Here is a 14,992-nt window from a genome sequence, read left to right as displayed (position 1 = left end):
TTTCCCCTCCGCGCGAGTGCCTATTTTGTTAACCCTACAACCCTGACTACTTGGCAGTTTTAACAAACTGGGTGGTATAAGCAGCTTTCCAGTTGGTTTGAGCTTTTAACAAACCAGCGTTCACCATAAAATCTCGTGTTGCTTTCCAACGCGCTTCGGTCATGACCCCAATTCCTTGTGTCTTGGCATCACCTCCATCAATCAATTTTAGTTGGCGCATTTGACCTACTGCAAAAGTCAGCAGTTCATCTTTCATATTCAGGTTTTCTTTTTTAATCAGGCTATTACCCAATCGTGGGTCAGCTAAATAGTTTTTCCATCCCTCCATTGATGCCTGAACAAAGCGGCGTACAACATCTGGTTTATTTTGAATTACATCATTACGTGTAACTAAAATACCGCCATAAGCTGGATAGCCTGCATCAGCGAATAAAAAGAAATTACTTGAAGGTTGCACTTTTTTTGCCTGAAAGACTTCAGAGGTTGCATAGGCTTGTTGTGCCACATTTTTGCCAGCTAAAAATGGCTGCATATTGAAGGTGTACGGGCGGGCTTGCGCTGCGTCTAATTTATATTTGCCTTTTAACCATGGCCACCAGCTTGCTTGTCCACTGGTTGAAACAAGAATAGTTTTGCCTTTTAAGTCGGCCAAAGACTTTACATCACTATGAGTTAATACACCTTGTGGATCAAACTGAAATGGCGCTGCAATTGCTTTGATTGGAAAATTACTTTCAATACCCTTTAAAACTTGTAAATCATAATTAATTATAATGTCGGCACGTTTGGACAATAATAAGGTCATATTATTAACCTGTGGCCCACCAATTTTAATATCGACATCAAGTCCGTATTTTTTATAAATCCCTTGTGCAAGTGCCTGATAATATCCACCTTGCTCAGCTTGAGCATACCAGGTGGTTTGTAGAATAAGTTTATCGGCAGCATAACTGGTTGAACTGAATATTGTTCCTAGCCCCAATAATGCACTCACGATAACAGTACTTCGCCCTTTGCCTACATAGTGCTGAATATTCATAAATAAGCCCCTAAATCTGTATTGATTTATTTTGCTATTCTTTTTAGGGGGGCAATCAATGTATCAAATGCACATTTCTCTCAAAACCAAATGGTTTTGTCCCCAAAAGAGGAACAGCAAACGCTGTAGAGCAATGTCCCGCGTGGTTACAACACACTGACCGCTTATACTCAGGAATGATTTAGCAAGCTCTGTGCCAAAATTGATTTTATTTTGTTTTTCATAGTAATAATCTAGGTTATGCTTTTTTTAACCATGCCTAGATGAATAAACTGTACTAATTATTTTGTTTTATATGCGACTTAGTGGTGCACAAAGTCATCATTAATGCACTCCATAGGAGCTTTTCTGACATAAGAGATCTTTGGTCACTCATCGCTGTTTTCCCTATAAATATAATATCGCTAACGCCCCATCCCAACTTCGAAATCTATCTTTATAATTTGGCATAAAAAGTGCTACTTACTTTTTGTCAGAGTAGAAGCGTTCAGCATAGTAGTGGTATCAATTGCTATGTGGGTCATTGCTCAGAAAACAGCTCATGTTCTTTATATAAAGTTAACTTTTATTGGGAACGTGCAGCTCTTTTTTGAATGTGGCCCTTCTCTTTCAATCTATTTGATTGGGTCACGATTATCCAAAATATGAGGTTGAAATATGAATAGCGCTAACATGGCTCCATTAGCTGAAAATGACTACAGCTTAGAAGAACTGCAAAAAGAAGCTCGTATGGGAGCTTTTGGTCAAGAGACCTTTGAACGTGAAGTTCGAGTCATTGATCTAACTGATTTTGAACAACGTAAATATGAAATTGCCGATCAGCTTTGGGCTGCAGCGACTGATATTGGATTCTTTCAAGTCTCGAATCATGGAATTCCACTTGAGCAAATTCAAACTGCATTTGAAATGACACAACAGTTTTTTGATCTGCCCGAACCCGTCAAAGCTCGCTATCCCTTAAATCGAAATGCAGGCTGGGAAAGCAAGGCACAAGTTCGGCCATCAACCAGTACACCAGACCAGAAAGAATCCTATCAAATTACCCGTCCACGTATGGAAGGTCTTTATCCTAGTCAACAAGAGTTACCTAGTTTCAAAGAGACTATGCTGGAATTTGAACATGCGTGCTGGCAAGTTGGTATGAAAATACTCTCTTGCTTTGCTTATAAACTAGGTTTTGCCGATAACTTCTTTACTCTTGCACATGATCCTGACCAAGAAAACTACCAAAGTACCTTGAGAATGCTGCACTACTATGCAATTGATCCTGCGCTTAAAGATCAATTAGGACTATGGCGTGCAGGAGCGCATACAGATTTTGACTGTTTAACGCTATTGTTCCAACGTAAAGGACAAGGTGGTCTGCAAGTTTGCCCAGGCAAAGATATGGAACAGCAACAATGGACCAGTATTGAGCCACGTGATGACGTAATCACCTGTAATATTGGTGACATGCTCACACGTTGGAGCGATGATCAACTGCCTTCTAATTTCCATCGCGTTAAAAATCCAGAAGCAAATGAATATCAAGGGGCACGTTATAGTTTGGCATTTTTCTGCCAAGCCAATGAAGATATGATCATTGAAGGACCACAAAAGAAATATCCAGCCATTACCGCTAAAGAGTATTTAAAACAAAGAATTAGCGCGAATTTCAAAGGAAAGTATTAAAAATACTATGTACGGTCAGAGATGAATAATCTCTGACCGTTCTATAACTTCAACAATATGGATTATCATTAATCACTCCAGAACATTTTATTCTTATTTAGTGACGTCATATCCAGTTCAACTGGTCTGATCTGTTATTAAAAATACGGCTAATTTTAAGTAAGAGCACCAACAAACAGATAAATTTTGTGTAGAATCAAATTATTTATTTGTATATTTACGGTGTGTTGCTTATGAGCCCACAAGCTATGCTCAATGGAAAATCATCTCAGGTGACTGAGCAAGCAGTGGAAGTGATTTATCAACGCATTCAACAAAATACTTATGCAATCGGTTCTGCCTTACCCTCCCAACGTGAGCTTGCCATTCAATTAGGAATCAGCCGTGCTTCTTTACGTGAAGCATTAACTCGCCTTGCCGCTTTAGGATTATTAGAAATTAAAGCAGGTAAAGGAGTTTACGTTATTTCACAGCATAGCCAAGCCGCAAAACAATGGGATGGTGAACATCGTGTATCCCTTAAAGATTTCTATCAATTACGCTATGTTCTAGAAAGTTTTTGTGCATTACTCTCATGTGAGTATTTAACCGAAAACGATAAATCGATCTTACAGCAACATTACCAATCATTAGCGAGTGCAATCAAAGAACAAAACTGGCAAGCAGCCTCTGAATTTGATTACGCATTTCATCAACATATTATTGAACTTAGTCATAACCAATCAATTATTCAAACACTTAAAATACATACAGAATGGATCAAAAAGAGTCAGATCCTTCCCTTTGTCCAACCCAATTTGGCATTTAAAACCATTCATGAACATGAATTAATTATGCAAGCCTTATTTAATCAGGACGCAGCAGCAGCTGAAAAAGCCATGCAAGCACATATTATTGGCGCCGCACAACGTGCTGGTGTGTATTTTTCCAGACATGACAGCGCAATATAATCACAAACTTCAAATTTGTATTGCTATGCACCACTTTGCTCCATACTTTGAACCACATCAATACCACCTTGTTAGGATTGCTTTTTAATGAGGCAATATTACTGGTATGACCAGTAAAACCAGTGATTAAAATTGGCACACTTCTCGCTTAGAACAGTTTAGAAACTTACTTAAATATTTAGGATCTGAACAATGAATATCGCGATTATAGGTGCAGGTATGGGCGGTTTAACTGCTGGTATCGCTTTAAAAAAATTTGGTCATCAGGTCACAATCTATGAGCAAGCGGTCGAAATATTACCCGTTGGTGCGGCTATCTCACTTTGGTCAAATGGTGTTAAGTGTCTCAACTATCTTGGCTTAACACATGAACTCCAAGCACTTGGTGGGCAAATGGAATCTTTGGCCTACGTCGATGGACTCAGCCAACACACCATGACCCAATTTAGTTTGTTACCTTTATATAAAGAAGTAGGACAACGTGCTTATCCTGTCGCCCGAGCTGATCTACAACAATTATTAATGCAACAGTTTGGTCTGGAAGACATCAAACTCGGCATGAAAATGACCGCAATTGAAACACATCAAGATGATGTCACCATTCATTTTCAGGATGGTTCTCAGATTACAGCCGATTTACTGATTGGTGCAGATGGTACACATTCACTTACGCGGCAGTTTGTACTGGGCCATCAAGTTGAACGTCGCTATGCTGGTTATGTAAATTGGAATGGATTGGTTGATATTGATGAGCAGATTGCACCAGCCATGCAATGGACCACATATATTGGTGAAGGTAAACGTGTATCACTTATGCCCGTTGCACAAAATCGTTTCTATTTCTTCTTTGATGTGCCGCTAGAATCTGGACTTTTAAATCAGCGTGAGCACTATAAACAAGACCTTAAAATGCATTTTAGTGGTTGGTGTGAACCAGTACAAAAACTCATTGAGCGTTTAGATGAGAAAAAAACCAATCGTGTCGAAATCCATGATATCGAGCCTTTTATGAATTTCTATAAAGGACGTGTAGTGCTATTAGGTGATGCTGCACATAGCACTACTCCTGATATTGGACAAGGTGGCTGCCAAGCCATGGAAGATGCGATTTATCTTGCTCGTGCCTTACAAATCAATACTTTTGGTTTGGAAGATGCATTAAACCGCTATCAGAATAAACGCAATGATCGTACTAAGGAAATGGTATTAAGAGCCCGTAAACGTTGCGATGTGACCCATATGAAAGACCCGAAAATCACACAAGAATGGTATGAATCTTTATATGAGGAACAAGGTACTCATATCATGCAAGGTATCATCAGTAATATTGTCGGCAATCCACTGGATTAAGTCCTAAGAGGGGGTACACCAGCCCCCTCTTATGTATTTTAATTTCTTAAGCCGCCAACAAGGCTTTTGCTGCAACACGATGTTTAGCTTTCAGTTCTTCTAAATCTATTCCCTGAATTATGCCATGTTTGACTTGCCACTGGCCTGCAACCATCACATGTTCCGCTTTGTCTGCACCACACAATAGTAAGGCTGCAATTGGATCATGACTCCCTGAGAATTTCAATTCATCTAATTTATAACATGCCAAATCGGCCTGAGAATCAGGTGCAAATTGTCCTAAATGCTGTCCGCGCCCTAATAACTGCGCAGAACCTTGTGTTCCCCAGTGCAAGGCCAACTCAGGTGTAATCCGTTCAGCACCATATTTTAAACGCTGTAAATACATGGCTTGGCGAACTTCCAGAATTAAATTTGAAGCATCTCCAGAAGCAGAGCCATCAACACCCAGACCAACCTTTGCACCTGCTTGCATTAAATCTAGCGTTGGACAAATCCCTGAAGCCAGACGCATATTGGAATGTGGACAATGACAAATCCCCACTCCAGCTTGTCCCAAACGCTGAATTTCATCTGAATTAAAATGAATGCCATGCGCCAACCAAGTTCGTTCATTCAGCCACCCTACATGTTCTAAATAATCCACTGTACGCATGCCAAATTTTTCCAGACAGAAGCTTTCTTCATCTAGTGTTTCTGCAAGGTGGGTATGCAATCTAACATCCAGTGTTTGGGCAAGCTGCGCACTTTCTCGCATAATCTCTTGTGTCACTGAAAAGGGTGAACACGGAGCTAAAGCAATATTGACCATGCCATTATCACCCCTTTGATGATATTTCTGCACCAGTCGTTCACTGTCCTTTAAAATGACATCCATGCTTTGCACGGTGTGCTGTGGTGGTAAACCACCCTGTTCTTGTCCGAGACTCATCGAACCGCGGGTTAACATCACCCGCATTCCCAATTGCTGAGCAGCATTAACTTGAATATCAATCGCATCAGTCAATTGTTGAGGGAATAAATAATGATGATCCGCAGCAAAGGTACAGCCCGATAATAGCAATTCAGCCAAAGCCACTTGGGTCGCCACATGTAACTGCTCTGGGTTTAGACGTGCCCATACTGGATACAAATTAACCAACCATGGAAATAACGGTAGATTAACCACAGGTGCCCACGCCCGAGTCAGGGTTTGATAAAAATGATGGTGGCTATTGATCAACCCAGGAATCACAACCAAGTCTTTGGCATCGAATATTTCATCACATGGCAAAGTGGGTTGCTGATCCTTTGCCAAAACCTCAATGATTTTATTATTTTCAATTACCAAGCCATTACTCGCGTCGAGTTCATTTGCTGTATAAATTGCGAGTGGTTGTTTAATCCAAGTTCTTGAACTGCTATTTAAGCTAGCGATTATTGTCATTATCTCGTCCTTTAAAACTTATAAGACAGCGCAAAACGGTTTTGTAAGAATTTTTTGTCATAGCGCGGTGAAGTTTGAATACCTGCAAAATTACTCACACTAAAACCTTTTAAAGCTCCCGTAAAATTATAAATACCGAACAGCATGTATTCAGATTGATTTCGACTCGCGACATTTTCCGATTCTTTTAAGTCCATAAACGAATAACGTGCGCCTGCTATCAACTGATCTGTCAATTTTCCTTCTAAGGACAACATCAATGCGTTACCCGCACCTAAATCTTGAGTACTGGTAAAAAATGGCTGGGCAAAAAGTTCACCGGAAGAGGTTTTAGCTGCATAGGGTGTTAATAATGCCCCATTCAAATAACTCCCCTGATCAGGTTTTATATAGTTATATGCGACTTTTAGACTGGCGGTAGGCATTACTTTAAATGCAGCCTGTATACCGAAAATTTGGCTATTGACCTCTCCTGCAAGCGCTTTACCCTGATCTTTACCCGAAATATATTGGATTGAAAATTCAGGACTATAATTAAGTTTTGGAATTGCTAAATCAGCTTGGGTATAGATTAGACGAGTATAGTCATCATAATTTTGATACCAAAATTGCGTTTTTAAACTTTTATCATTGGCGAAGTTAAAGCGCTTTCCTGCACCAACAGACCAAACACCATTGGTTTCCAAATTTGAATTTTGACGAGAAGTTTTGTTGAACTCATCCTCACCATAACTTTTATATTTGTTTACTTTAGTCAGACGCAAGAAATCTTGATTGTTCCCGATCTGTACATCCGCGGCCTGATATAAAAACATCAGGACACGGCGGTCGGCATAATCACCCATAAAAGGTAAATTTAGACGTTGATTACCAATTGTCACTCTGGCCAAATCATTTTTCCAGCTTAAATAAGCTTCTGCTAGACCATCCCTATCCTCTTGTAATTCTGGCACTTCATCATTTTCATTTTTATTATCAAGTCGGCGTTGTATGTCGTATCCAACAGCTGCCTGTATGCCATAAAAAGGAGCCGTTTCATATTTAACATACCCACCAATGACGGTAGTATCCTGATTTAGATTATTCACAAAATAGGCATTATTAAGTGAGTAATATGCGGATTTCACTACCCCATGAACAGTACCGCAAGCAAATGCTGCTCCTAGACGGTCAATTGAATCATTACTCGCCTGACAATCCTGTTGTAGATTAAACAGACCATTCAGACTGGTATCACCAGCCCATACCTGCATGGTAGCAGTCATGCTCACCATGAGTAACGCTGATTTTAATTTAAAACTTCTCATAAAATAATGCCCCTGTAAGATTTGATTTAAAAATCGCTTATGGTCTTCCAAAAGACCTGTTTTGACTTTTTAGAAGTCAAAACTCCCCCTAACCTATTCATCATTGAATAGGCGACCTTTAAATTTTTTGTGAATGAAAAAGTGTGGCTAAGTTAGAACATCCAGTCCCCACCTAATGTCAATCAATGCCCTGAATTTATAGGCGTAGTTGCAACATCAACGGACTTCTTGCTAAACGGTAAATGATTAAAAATAATATTGAGCAAAATGGCAGTGATACAGGCAGAACTAATACCTGAATGTAATAGGGTTTTTACCCATATCGGGAATTGCGCATAGAATTCTTGGTTTACGATTGGAATCATGCCGATTGTTAGTGAAGTTGCCACAATGATCAGATTTTTATGATCGTTATAATCTACTTTGGCTAACGTTCGTATGCCACTCGCAGCAACAGTACCGAATAATACAATCCCTGCTCCACCTAAAACTGGCATCGGAATTGATGCAACAAAGCGGCCAATTACAGGTAATAAGCCCAAGATAATTAAAATTCCACCAGCCGTTGCCACCACAAAACGACTTTTAATACCCGTAATTGCAACCAGACCTACATTTTGAGCAAAGGCAGTTTGCATGAATGAACCAAAGATTGGAGAAATTGCACTCGATAGCATGTCTGCACGTAAACCATCACCAATTCGTTTTGAATCAACTTTGGTTCCAACGATTTCACCAATCGCAATAATATCGGCCGTGGTTTCAGTCATTACTACCAAAGTAACAATTACCATGGAAAGAATGGCAGAAAATTCAAATACAGGAGAACCAAAATGGAAGAAACTTGGAAAGGCAAAAATAGGACCCGTACTAACTTTTGAGAAATCAGTAAAGCCTGTAATATAGGCAATTACTGTACCCAAAACGATTGCTGCCAGAATCGCAAGCCGGCGCATAATCTGATTTCGCAACATACTAAAAACAATCACAATTGCCAGAGTAATTACAGCTAAACCTGTATTGGCTGGATCTCCCCAATTTTCAGCTTTCGGATTTCCACCCATAATCCAACGAATCGCGACAGGTGTTAACGAAATACCAATCATGGTAATAACACACCCTGTGACCACAGGTGGAAAGAAGCGGATAATTTTTGCAAAGAATGGTGTAATCAACAAACCAATGAGAGATGCGACGATCACAGCACCAAATGCAGATGCCAAACCACCACCGGTACTCACAATCGCTAAAATAGTGGCAACCCCTGCGAAAGATACCCCTTGCACAATAGGTAATTTTGCACCGAAATATTTAAAACCTATCGTTTGTAAGACCGTTGCGAGACCTCCCACAAATAAAGCTGCGGCCACCAACAATCCAATTTCTGAAGCATCTAGACCTGCAGCTGCACCAATAATTAATGGCGGTGCAATAATCCCCCCGTACATGGTCAATACATGCTGCAAACCATATAAGATGTTTTTATTCATCCCTAAATATTGATGTTCTGCCGAGATATGCGGATCTCGCTCTGGATTTATGCTATCTTGATGCATGGGTTAATTCCTCAAATTAAGTTCATGATGTCCATATTGCTTGTGTTGATTTAGCTGCCACGATATGTTGAATATGAGAAAGGACTGATCAATAAAGGCACGTGATAATGCTGGTGAATATCATTGACCTTAAAATCAACACAGACTCTCGGATAAAAGCTATTGGTATTTAAAGCTTGAAAATAATCCGCTACTTCAAAAATCAATTGATAATGACTGGTAATAAATGAATCAACATTGAATGCTTGAATACGACCATCTGCATCAGTGAATTGTTCATCGATTAAAATATATCCATCGCTCGTTTCCTGAAACAATTTCACCAATACTTGAGTTGCTGGCTGGCCTAGTGAAGCATTTAAAATATGTGTGCTAATACCCGCCATTATTGAATCTCTTGCTTTAAGCGAAGAAGTGCAATTTCACTCAGTTGCTGCCTCACTTCGGTTTGCTCTTGTTCTACTGTGTTGACTAATCGACGTTGTAATTCAAACAAAATCTGTGGGCCAGAACGTCCCGCGGCACGAATCAGAAAAATATGTCCAAATTTGTACTCATAATCTAAATTGCCCTGATATAGAGCCAGTTGTAATGCAGCATCCGTTTCTATTAGTGCTTGTTCACGTTGAGAGAATTGCTGTTCTTTTCCAGATAAAACTGCCGCTGCTTTTTTCTCACCAATACGTGGATGCTTAGACAACGCTTCAGAAATTTCGGACCATTCCCAAGTACCAGCTTGCTCATCTGCTACCTGATAAAGCTGTTCTTTAGAGGAATAAGGACGTTTCTGGATCAGTTTAGAAACCCAAGTCGGGATATGCACACAGGCTTGTAGGACCAGCTGAGCCTGACTAGAAGCTAGTTGATTAAAAGTTTCGAGTTGCATATCCGCTCCAATTTAATGCATTGTCTGACTGGTCTGACCAGATGCAATAAATTAAGCAACAAATATGCCAGTTTAAATAAGGTAGTCTTTCTATTGAAAATAAAGATCCGCTCTCTGCCCGCCATGCTTCACTTGTTCAGCTTGACGACACTAAAATGGCTTACGATTTAATTAAAAAATAATTTTTATATATTCATTATTTAAAGCCTGATCACTCAAAATAAAGTAATCAGGCTTTTTTATTTATAAATTAGAAAACCTTTTTTACAGAGACTGTAAAAGTGGAATCAATTGGATTTGAAATAGGGGCACCCGACTCACCATTGCTATACTTTTTATAATAAGCATTTTTATCCCATGCTTTTGTATACGCTAATCCTGTAGTCCAGCCATCCCCTAAATCTTTAATGAGTTCAGCTTTAACATCTTGAAAATTAGATTCTGAGAAATTTTTAATTCTTTCATAGCCATAGTGGGCACCAAAGGTCCAAGTGTCATTAATAGGCTGGGTAAAGTTCAGGTCTAGATAACTTGATCCTCTCGACCTTTTACCAGCAGGTCCGCCCATGGTTTTGGAGTTATAACCGGCATAATCTGGTGTATAGGTAACAAAGTATTTGAGGCTTAAAGGTCCATAGCCAATTTGAGGTACGATCTCACCATAGTTATAACTGCTACTCCCCGTTTCTGGTGTACTTTTCGCGCCTGGATAGTAGTAATAAAAAACCGACATCCCAATTGAAAACTTATCGATTGTTTTTAAATAACCTGTATAAAAATCCCATTCAACCGAAGCATCCCGAAGGTAATTTGAGCTCACACTTGATGCCCAAGTTCCGACAAAAAAACCATTCGGGTTAGCATAATCCAGTCCACCCTGCAAAGCAGGCTTGCCCCATGTTTGTTGGAAACCGCGTGAAATATATTGGCTAGCAAAAGTAACATTCGCGCTATATGGAGAGGTTTGTTCTTGTTCGTTTAATTGTTCAGCATGTACAAAACAGGTAGACATAATGAGAGAAGCTGCGCCTAAAATTTTTCTCATCTATTAATTCCTTTTAAATATTACCTATAATCTTAAAGTTTTAAAATAACATGATAATTCAATTTAAAACGTATTAAAAAGTTATAAATTTAGATTTCTAGATACTTCTTCTTGACTATAGATCTCTTCAATACAATCCAAGATTTTTGGAATATAAGAACTTTGGTCCATGTTGCGCATAGATAGAGAAATGGGACTATAAGCTTCTAAATCTAAGATATTTAAATAAGTTAGATTCTTCATTCCAATGTCGCAAGCACTTTCGGGAATAATACATATACCCTCGCCCGATGCCACTAAACCAAGCGCCATGTGAATTTCTCGTACTTCGGTCAGCTTGGCTGGGATTAAACCTAACTTTGTAAATAAAGCTTGAATAGTGGTCGAAAAATTAGGCTTAGGTGTCGTTGGATAAGAAAAAATCGTCTCATTGATAATTTGAGATAAGTAAATTCCTGAATCTTGAAACTCACTTAATGGATGCTTTTTATGAATCGCGAGTTTTAATTTTTCTTTGCGAAGTAAAAGTCGCTTAATGGCAGGATCGCTAATTGGTAATCGTCCAAAACCTAAATCGATTTTGCCTAACTTTAAAGCCTCAACCTGATCTCTCGTGCCACATTCAATAAGCTCGACATGAATGTCAGGATTCTTTTGTCTAAATAGATAAATAACTTGGGGTAATCGTCCGTAAAGAAGTGAGCTGACGTAACCAACTTTGACAATATTTTCGACCAGCTTCATTTTTTTAGCCATCGAAGCAGCTTGAGCGGTATGCGTTAAAATTTGGACAGCATGTTGGTAAAAAAACAACCCTGCTTCTGTGGCTTTTAATGGGCGCGATCCTTTCACAAACAGATCAATGCCTAATTCTTCTTCTAGTTTTTTGATTTGACGCGTGAGTGGTGGCTGGGCAATAAAAAGCTTCTCAGCCGCTTTTGTCAGACTTTGTTCTTCAACCACGGTAACAAAATAACGTAGATGTCTTAATTCCATTAATATACCTTTTTAGTATCTTAAAATACCGTTCTATATCTATTTTAGGCTATTACATTCTTCTATGGTATGTAAACAAGTTTGAAATAGTTGAAACTTCATGTATAGAACCATAGAAACCATACTTGTGGATATTCCAACTATCCGTCCTCACCAACTGTCTGTGACTACAATGCGTACTCAGACTTTGGTGCTCGTTAAAATTACGACCACGGATGGTATTGTAGGTTGGGGTGAAGCGACCACCATTGGTGGACTGAACTATGGTGAAGAAAGTCCTGAAAGTGTCAAAGCCAATATTGATACTTACTTTGCACCATTACTCGCATCAGTTAAAGATTTAAATGTGGCTCAAACACTAAAACTGATTCGTAAGAATATTAATGGTAACCGTTTTGCGAAATGTGCCATTCAGACCGCTCTACTTGATATTCAGGCAAAACGTTTAGGTGTGCCGTTAAGTGAAGTTTTAGGTGGCCGTCTGCGTAATAGTTTACCTGTACTTTGGACGCTCGCGTCTGGCGACACAGAAAAAGATATTGCTGAAGCTCGAAAAATGATTGAGTTGAAACGTCATAACACGTTCAAACTCAAAATCGGCGCACGCCCTTTGCAACACGATGTTGATCATGTGATTGCAATTAAAAAAGCACTGGGTGCAGATATTAGTGTACGTGTCGATGTAAATCGTGCATGGTCAGAACTGGAATGTATTCAAGGTATTCAACAGCTACAAGATGGTGGAATCGACTTAATCGAACAACCATGTGCTATTCAAAATACCGACGCACTTGCTCGTTTAACGCATCGTTTTGATGTCGCAATTATGGCAGATGAAGCTTTAACTGGTCCTGACAGTGCTTACCGTGTTGCAAAAAATCATGGTGCAGATGTATTTGCGGTGAAGATTGAACAATCAGGTGGCCTGATCGAGGCATGTGAAGTTGCAAAGATTGCAGGTTTGGCTGGAATCGATCTTTATGGCGGCACTATGCTTGAAGGCCCTGTAGGTAGCATCGCTTCTGCTCATGCATTTGCAACCTTTGAAACATTAGCTTTTGGTACTGAATTATTTGGTCCGTTATTACTTACCGAAGAAATTTTGAAAGAACCACTACGTTACGAAAACTTTGAATTGCACTTGCCCACAGCACCAGGCTTAGGCATTGAAATTGATGAAGATAAAGTTGAGAAGTTACGTCGTTAAGGCAACAGGATAAGGAGTTTCCCATGTTATTTCATGTACGTATGGATGTGCATATTCCACTTGATATGCCAGCCGACAAAGTAAATGAAATTAAGGCCGTTGAAAAAGCCTATTCGCAAGATCTGCAACGTCAAGGTAAATGGCGCCACATCTGGCGAGTTACAGGCCAGTATTCAAACATCAGTATTTTTGATGTCGAGAGCAATGAAGAGTTGCACAATATTTTACAGGGATTACCTCTCTATCCTTACATGAACATCGAAGTGATGGCACTTAATCGCCACCCTTCTTCTGTCCGTGATGATGATTCGTAATCTAAGAAAATAGTTTGAGTGTGTAGTCTGAAGCACATTCAAAAACTAAATATATTTATTCAGAAGGTAACAAGGAACGTGGCAGCAATATTCGCTAGCAAAACAAAATGCCCGCAACACTGCCACCCAAAACCGTATTGCATACTTAAGGAGTTTTAGTATGAACCGTCAACAAATTGATGCGCTTGTAAAACAAATGAATGTCGACACAGCTAAAGGCGAAGTCGATGCACGTGTTCAGCAAATTGTAGTGCGCCTTCTCGGGGATTTATTTCAAGCCATCGAAGACTTAGACATCCAACCTTCAGAAGTATGGAAAGGTCTGGAATATTTCACAGATGCAGGCCAAGCAAACGAACTTGGACTTTTAGCAGCTGGCTTAGGTTTAGAGCACTATCTTGACTTGCGTGCAGATGAAGCCGATGCAAAAGCTGGCGTTAGTGGTGGCACACCTCGTACCATTGAAGGCCCACTTTATGTAGCTGGTGCGCCTGAAACTGTTGGTTTTGCGCGTATGGATGATGGTACAGAATCTGGCAAAATCGATACCTTAATTATTGAAGGTACCGTGACTGATACTGATGGCAATATCATTGAAAATGCTAAAGTTGAAGTATGGCATGCCAACAGTTTGGGTAACTACTCATTCTTTGATAAGTCTCAATCTGATTTCAATTTACGCCGTAGTATTTTAACTGATGCTGATGGTAAATATGTTGCATTAACCACGATGCCTGTAGGTTATGGCTGCCCTCCAGAAGGTACAACTCAGGCCCTTCTTAACAAGTTAGGTCGTCATGGTAACCGCCCATCTCACGTTCATTATTTCGTTTCTGCACCAGGTTTCCGCAAGCTTACAACTCAATTTAACATTGAGGGTGATGATTACTTATGGGATGACTTTGCCTTCGCTACTCGTGACGGTTTAGTTGCAACAGCAGTTGATGTAACTGACCCTGCTGAAATTCAACGTCGTGGTTTAGATCACGCTTTCAAACACATCATATTTAACATCGAACTTGTTAAAGATGCCGCTGCCGCTCCGTCAACTGAAGTTGAACGTCGTCGCGCTAGTGCTTAATTGAAAGTGTATGTGAGTTAAAAGTTCGCTTTTGACTCACAAAATTTATTCCATTTATTACTACCATTAAGAATTTAAATAAATTTTTAGCGGTAGTAATAACATCACGTTACCTCATGCTCTAAGGTTTCTCACATGATTGACAAAAGTAAGTCCTCTCTAAG

At 39.6% G+C, this 14,992-nt stretch carries 14 protein-coding genes and 1 pseudogene; 7 read left to right on the top strand and 8 right to left on the bottom strand.

Annotated features, from left to right (window positions below):
• Positions 1 to 46: 46 nt before the first annotated feature.
• Positions 47 to 1,039 (bottom strand): ABC transporter substrate-binding protein, encoded by a 993-nt coding sequence (locus FY048_RS04580; protein ID WP_446090303.1) that lies wholly within the window; start codon positions 1,037 to 1,039, stop codon positions 47 to 49.
• A 657-nt stretch (positions 1,040 to 1,696) separates the two neighbouring features.
• Here FY048_RS04580 and FY048_RS04575 point away from each other — a divergent pair.
• From FY048_RS04575 to hpxO, 3 genes are all read left to right on the top strand, one after another.
• Complete coding sequence (locus tag FY048_RS04575) at positions 1,697 to 2,710, top strand: isopenicillin N synthase family dioxygenase (protein WP_446090302.1); 1,014 nt, start codon at positions 1,697 to 1,699, stop codon at positions 2,708 to 2,710.
• Between the two features lie 233 nt (positions 2,711 to 2,943).
• Positions 2,944 to 3,660, top strand: coding sequence for a FadR/GntR family transcriptional regulator (locus tag FY048_RS04570; protein ID WP_446090301.1), 717 nt, complete (start codon positions 2,944 to 2,946; stop codon positions 3,658 to 3,660).
• A gap of 192 nt (positions 3,661 to 3,852) precedes the next feature.
• Positions 3,853 to 5,010, top strand: a complete 1,158-nt coding sequence (gene hpxO / locus FY048_RS04565) for an FAD-dependent urate hydroxylase HpxO (protein ID WP_446090300.1) — start codon at positions 3,853 to 3,855, stop codon at positions 5,008 to 5,010.
• Between the two features lie 46 nt (positions 5,011 to 5,056).
• Here the strand turns inward: hpxO and FY048_RS04560 are convergent, their stop codons facing one another.
• From FY048_RS04560 to uraD, 5 genes are all read right to left on the bottom strand, one after another.
• Positions 5,057 to 6,436 carry an 8-oxoguanine deaminase gene (locus FY048_RS04560; protein ID WP_446090299.1) on the bottom strand — a complete coding sequence of 460 codons (1,380 nt, stop codon included), beginning with the start codon at positions 6,434 to 6,436 and terminating at the stop codon, positions 5,057 to 5,059.
• Between the two features lie 11 nt (positions 6,437 to 6,447).
• Positions 6,448 to 7,743, bottom strand: coding sequence for a hypothetical protein (locus tag FY048_RS04555; RefSeq protein WP_446090298.1), 1,296 nt, complete (start codon positions 7,741 to 7,743; stop codon positions 6,448 to 6,450).
• Positions 7,744 to 7,925: 182 nt separating this feature from the next.
• A complete protein-coding gene (locus tag FY048_RS04550; protein WP_446090297.1) occupies positions 7,926 to 9,299 on the bottom strand; it encodes a nucleobase:cation symporter-2 family protein in 1,374 nt (457 codons plus the stop codon).
• Positions 9,300 to 9,349: 50 nt separating this feature from the next.
• A complete protein-coding gene (uraH, locus tag FY048_RS04545; RefSeq protein ID WP_446090296.1) occupies positions 9,350 to 9,685 on the bottom strand; it encodes a hydroxyisourate hydrolase in 336 nt (111 codons plus the stop codon).
• Positions 9,685 to 10,185 (bottom strand): 2-oxo-4-hydroxy-4-carboxy-5-ureidoimidazoline decarboxylase, encoded by a 501-nt coding sequence (gene uraD / locus FY048_RS04540; protein WP_446090295.1) that lies wholly within the window; start codon positions 10,183 to 10,185, stop codon positions 9,685 to 9,687. Before uraD ends, uraH begins: the two co-directional genes overlap by 1 nt.
• Positions 10,186 to 10,274: 89 nt before the next feature.
• On the opposite strand from uraD, the pseudogene FY048_RS04535 reads away from it, so the two are divergent.
• Positions 10,275 to 10,367: pseudogene (locus FY048_RS04535) on the top strand (GntR family transcriptional regulator); the annotation flags it as partial.
• A 68-nt stretch (positions 10,368 to 10,435) separates the two neighbouring features.
• Here FY048_RS04535 and FY048_RS04530 read toward each other — a convergent pair.
• Together FY048_RS04530 and FY048_RS04525 are read right to left on the bottom strand one after the other, a co-directional pair.
• Complete coding sequence (locus tag FY048_RS04530) at positions 10,436 to 11,230, bottom strand: TorF family putative porin (protein ID WP_446090294.1); 795 nt, start codon at positions 11,228 to 11,230, stop codon at positions 10,436 to 10,438.
• Positions 11,231 to 11,311: 81 nt separating this feature from the next.
• A complete protein-coding gene (locus tag FY048_RS04525) occupies positions 11,312 to 12,226 on the bottom strand; it encodes a LysR family transcriptional regulator (protein WP_263032696.1) in 915 nt (304 codons plus the stop codon).
• 100 nt (positions 12,227 to 12,326) lie between these two features.
• Here FY048_RS04525 and FY048_RS04520 point away from each other — a divergent pair, with 100 nt between their 5' ends.
• From FY048_RS04520 to catA, 3 genes are all read left to right on the top strand, one after another.
• Positions 12,327 to 13,433 carry a muconate/chloromuconate family cycloisomerase gene (locus tag FY048_RS04520; RefSeq protein ID WP_446090293.1) on the top strand — a complete coding sequence of 369 codons (1,107 nt, stop codon included), beginning with the start codon at positions 12,327 to 12,329 and terminating at the stop codon, positions 13,431 to 13,433.
• A 23-nt stretch (positions 13,434 to 13,456) separates the two neighbouring features.
• Positions 13,457 to 13,747, top strand: coding sequence for a muconolactone Delta-isomerase (catC, locus tag FY048_RS04515; RefSeq protein ID WP_446090292.1), 291 nt, complete (start codon positions 13,457 to 13,459; stop codon positions 13,745 to 13,747).
• Between the two features lie 160 nt (positions 13,748 to 13,907).
• Positions 13,908 to 14,828, top strand: a complete 921-nt coding sequence (gene catA / locus FY048_RS04510; protein ID WP_446090291.1) for a catechol 1,2-dioxygenase — start codon at positions 13,908 to 13,910, stop codon at positions 14,826 to 14,828.
• The last annotated feature ends 164 nt before the right edge of the window (positions 14,829 to 14,992 follow it).

This window comes from Acinetobacter sp. 1124_18A (assembly GCF_052824995.1).
This window is presented reverse-complemented; position numbering and strand designations above follow the sequence as displayed.

What these genes read in the sequence shown, in the direction of transcription:
- FY048_RS04580 (WP_446090303.1), bottom strand. Translation starts at nt 1,039, where the DNA reads ATGAATATTCAGCACTATGTAGGCAAAGGGCGAAGTACTGTTATCGTG.
- FY048_RS04575 (WP_446090302.1), top strand. Translation starts at nt 1,697, where the DNA reads ATGAATAGCGCTAACATGGCTCCATTAGCTGAAAATGACTACAGCTTA.
- FY048_RS04570 (WP_446090301.1), top strand. Translation starts at nt 2,944, where the DNA reads ATGAGCCCACAAGCTATGCTCAATGGAAAATCATCTCAGGTGACTGAG.
- hpxO (WP_446090300.1), top strand. Translation starts at nt 3,853, where the DNA reads ATGAATATCGCGATTATAGGTGCAGGTATGGGCGGTTTAACTGCTGGT.
- FY048_RS04560 (WP_446090299.1), bottom strand. Translation starts at nt 6,436, where the DNA reads ATGACAATAATCGCTAGCTTAAATAGCAGTTCAAGAACTTGGATTAAA.
- FY048_RS04555 (WP_446090298.1), bottom strand. Translation starts at nt 7,743, where the DNA reads ATGAGAAGTTTTAAATTAAAATCAGCGTTACTCATGGTGAGCATGACT.
- FY048_RS04550 (WP_446090297.1), bottom strand. Translation starts at nt 9,299, where the DNA reads ATGCATCAAGATAGCATAAATCCAGAGCGAGATCCGCATATCTCGGCA.
- uraH (WP_446090296.1), bottom strand. Translation starts at nt 9,685, where the DNA reads ATGGCGGGTATTAGCACACATATTTTAAATGCTTCACTAGGCCAGCCA.
- uraD (WP_446090295.1), bottom strand. Translation starts at nt 10,185, where the DNA reads ATGCAACTCGAAACTTTTAATCAACTAGCTTCTAGTCAGGCTCAGCTG.
- FY048_RS04530 (WP_446090294.1), bottom strand. Translation starts at nt 11,230, where the DNA reads ATGAGAAAAATTTTAGGCGCAGCTTCTCTCATTATGTCTACCTGTTTT.
- FY048_RS04525 (WP_263032696.1), bottom strand. Translation starts at nt 12,226, where the DNA reads ATGGAATTAAGACATCTACGTTATTTTGTTACCGTGGTTGAAGAACAA.
- FY048_RS04520 (WP_446090293.1), top strand. Translation starts at nt 12,327, where the DNA reads ATGTATAGAACCATAGAAACCATACTTGTGGATATTCCAACTATCCGT.
- catC (WP_446090292.1), top strand. Translation starts at nt 13,457, where the DNA reads ATGTTATTTCATGTACGTATGGATGTGCATATTCCACTTGATATGCCA.
- catA (WP_446090291.1), top strand. Translation starts at nt 13,908, where the DNA reads ATGAACCGTCAACAAATTGATGCGCTTGTAAAACAAATGAATGTCGAC.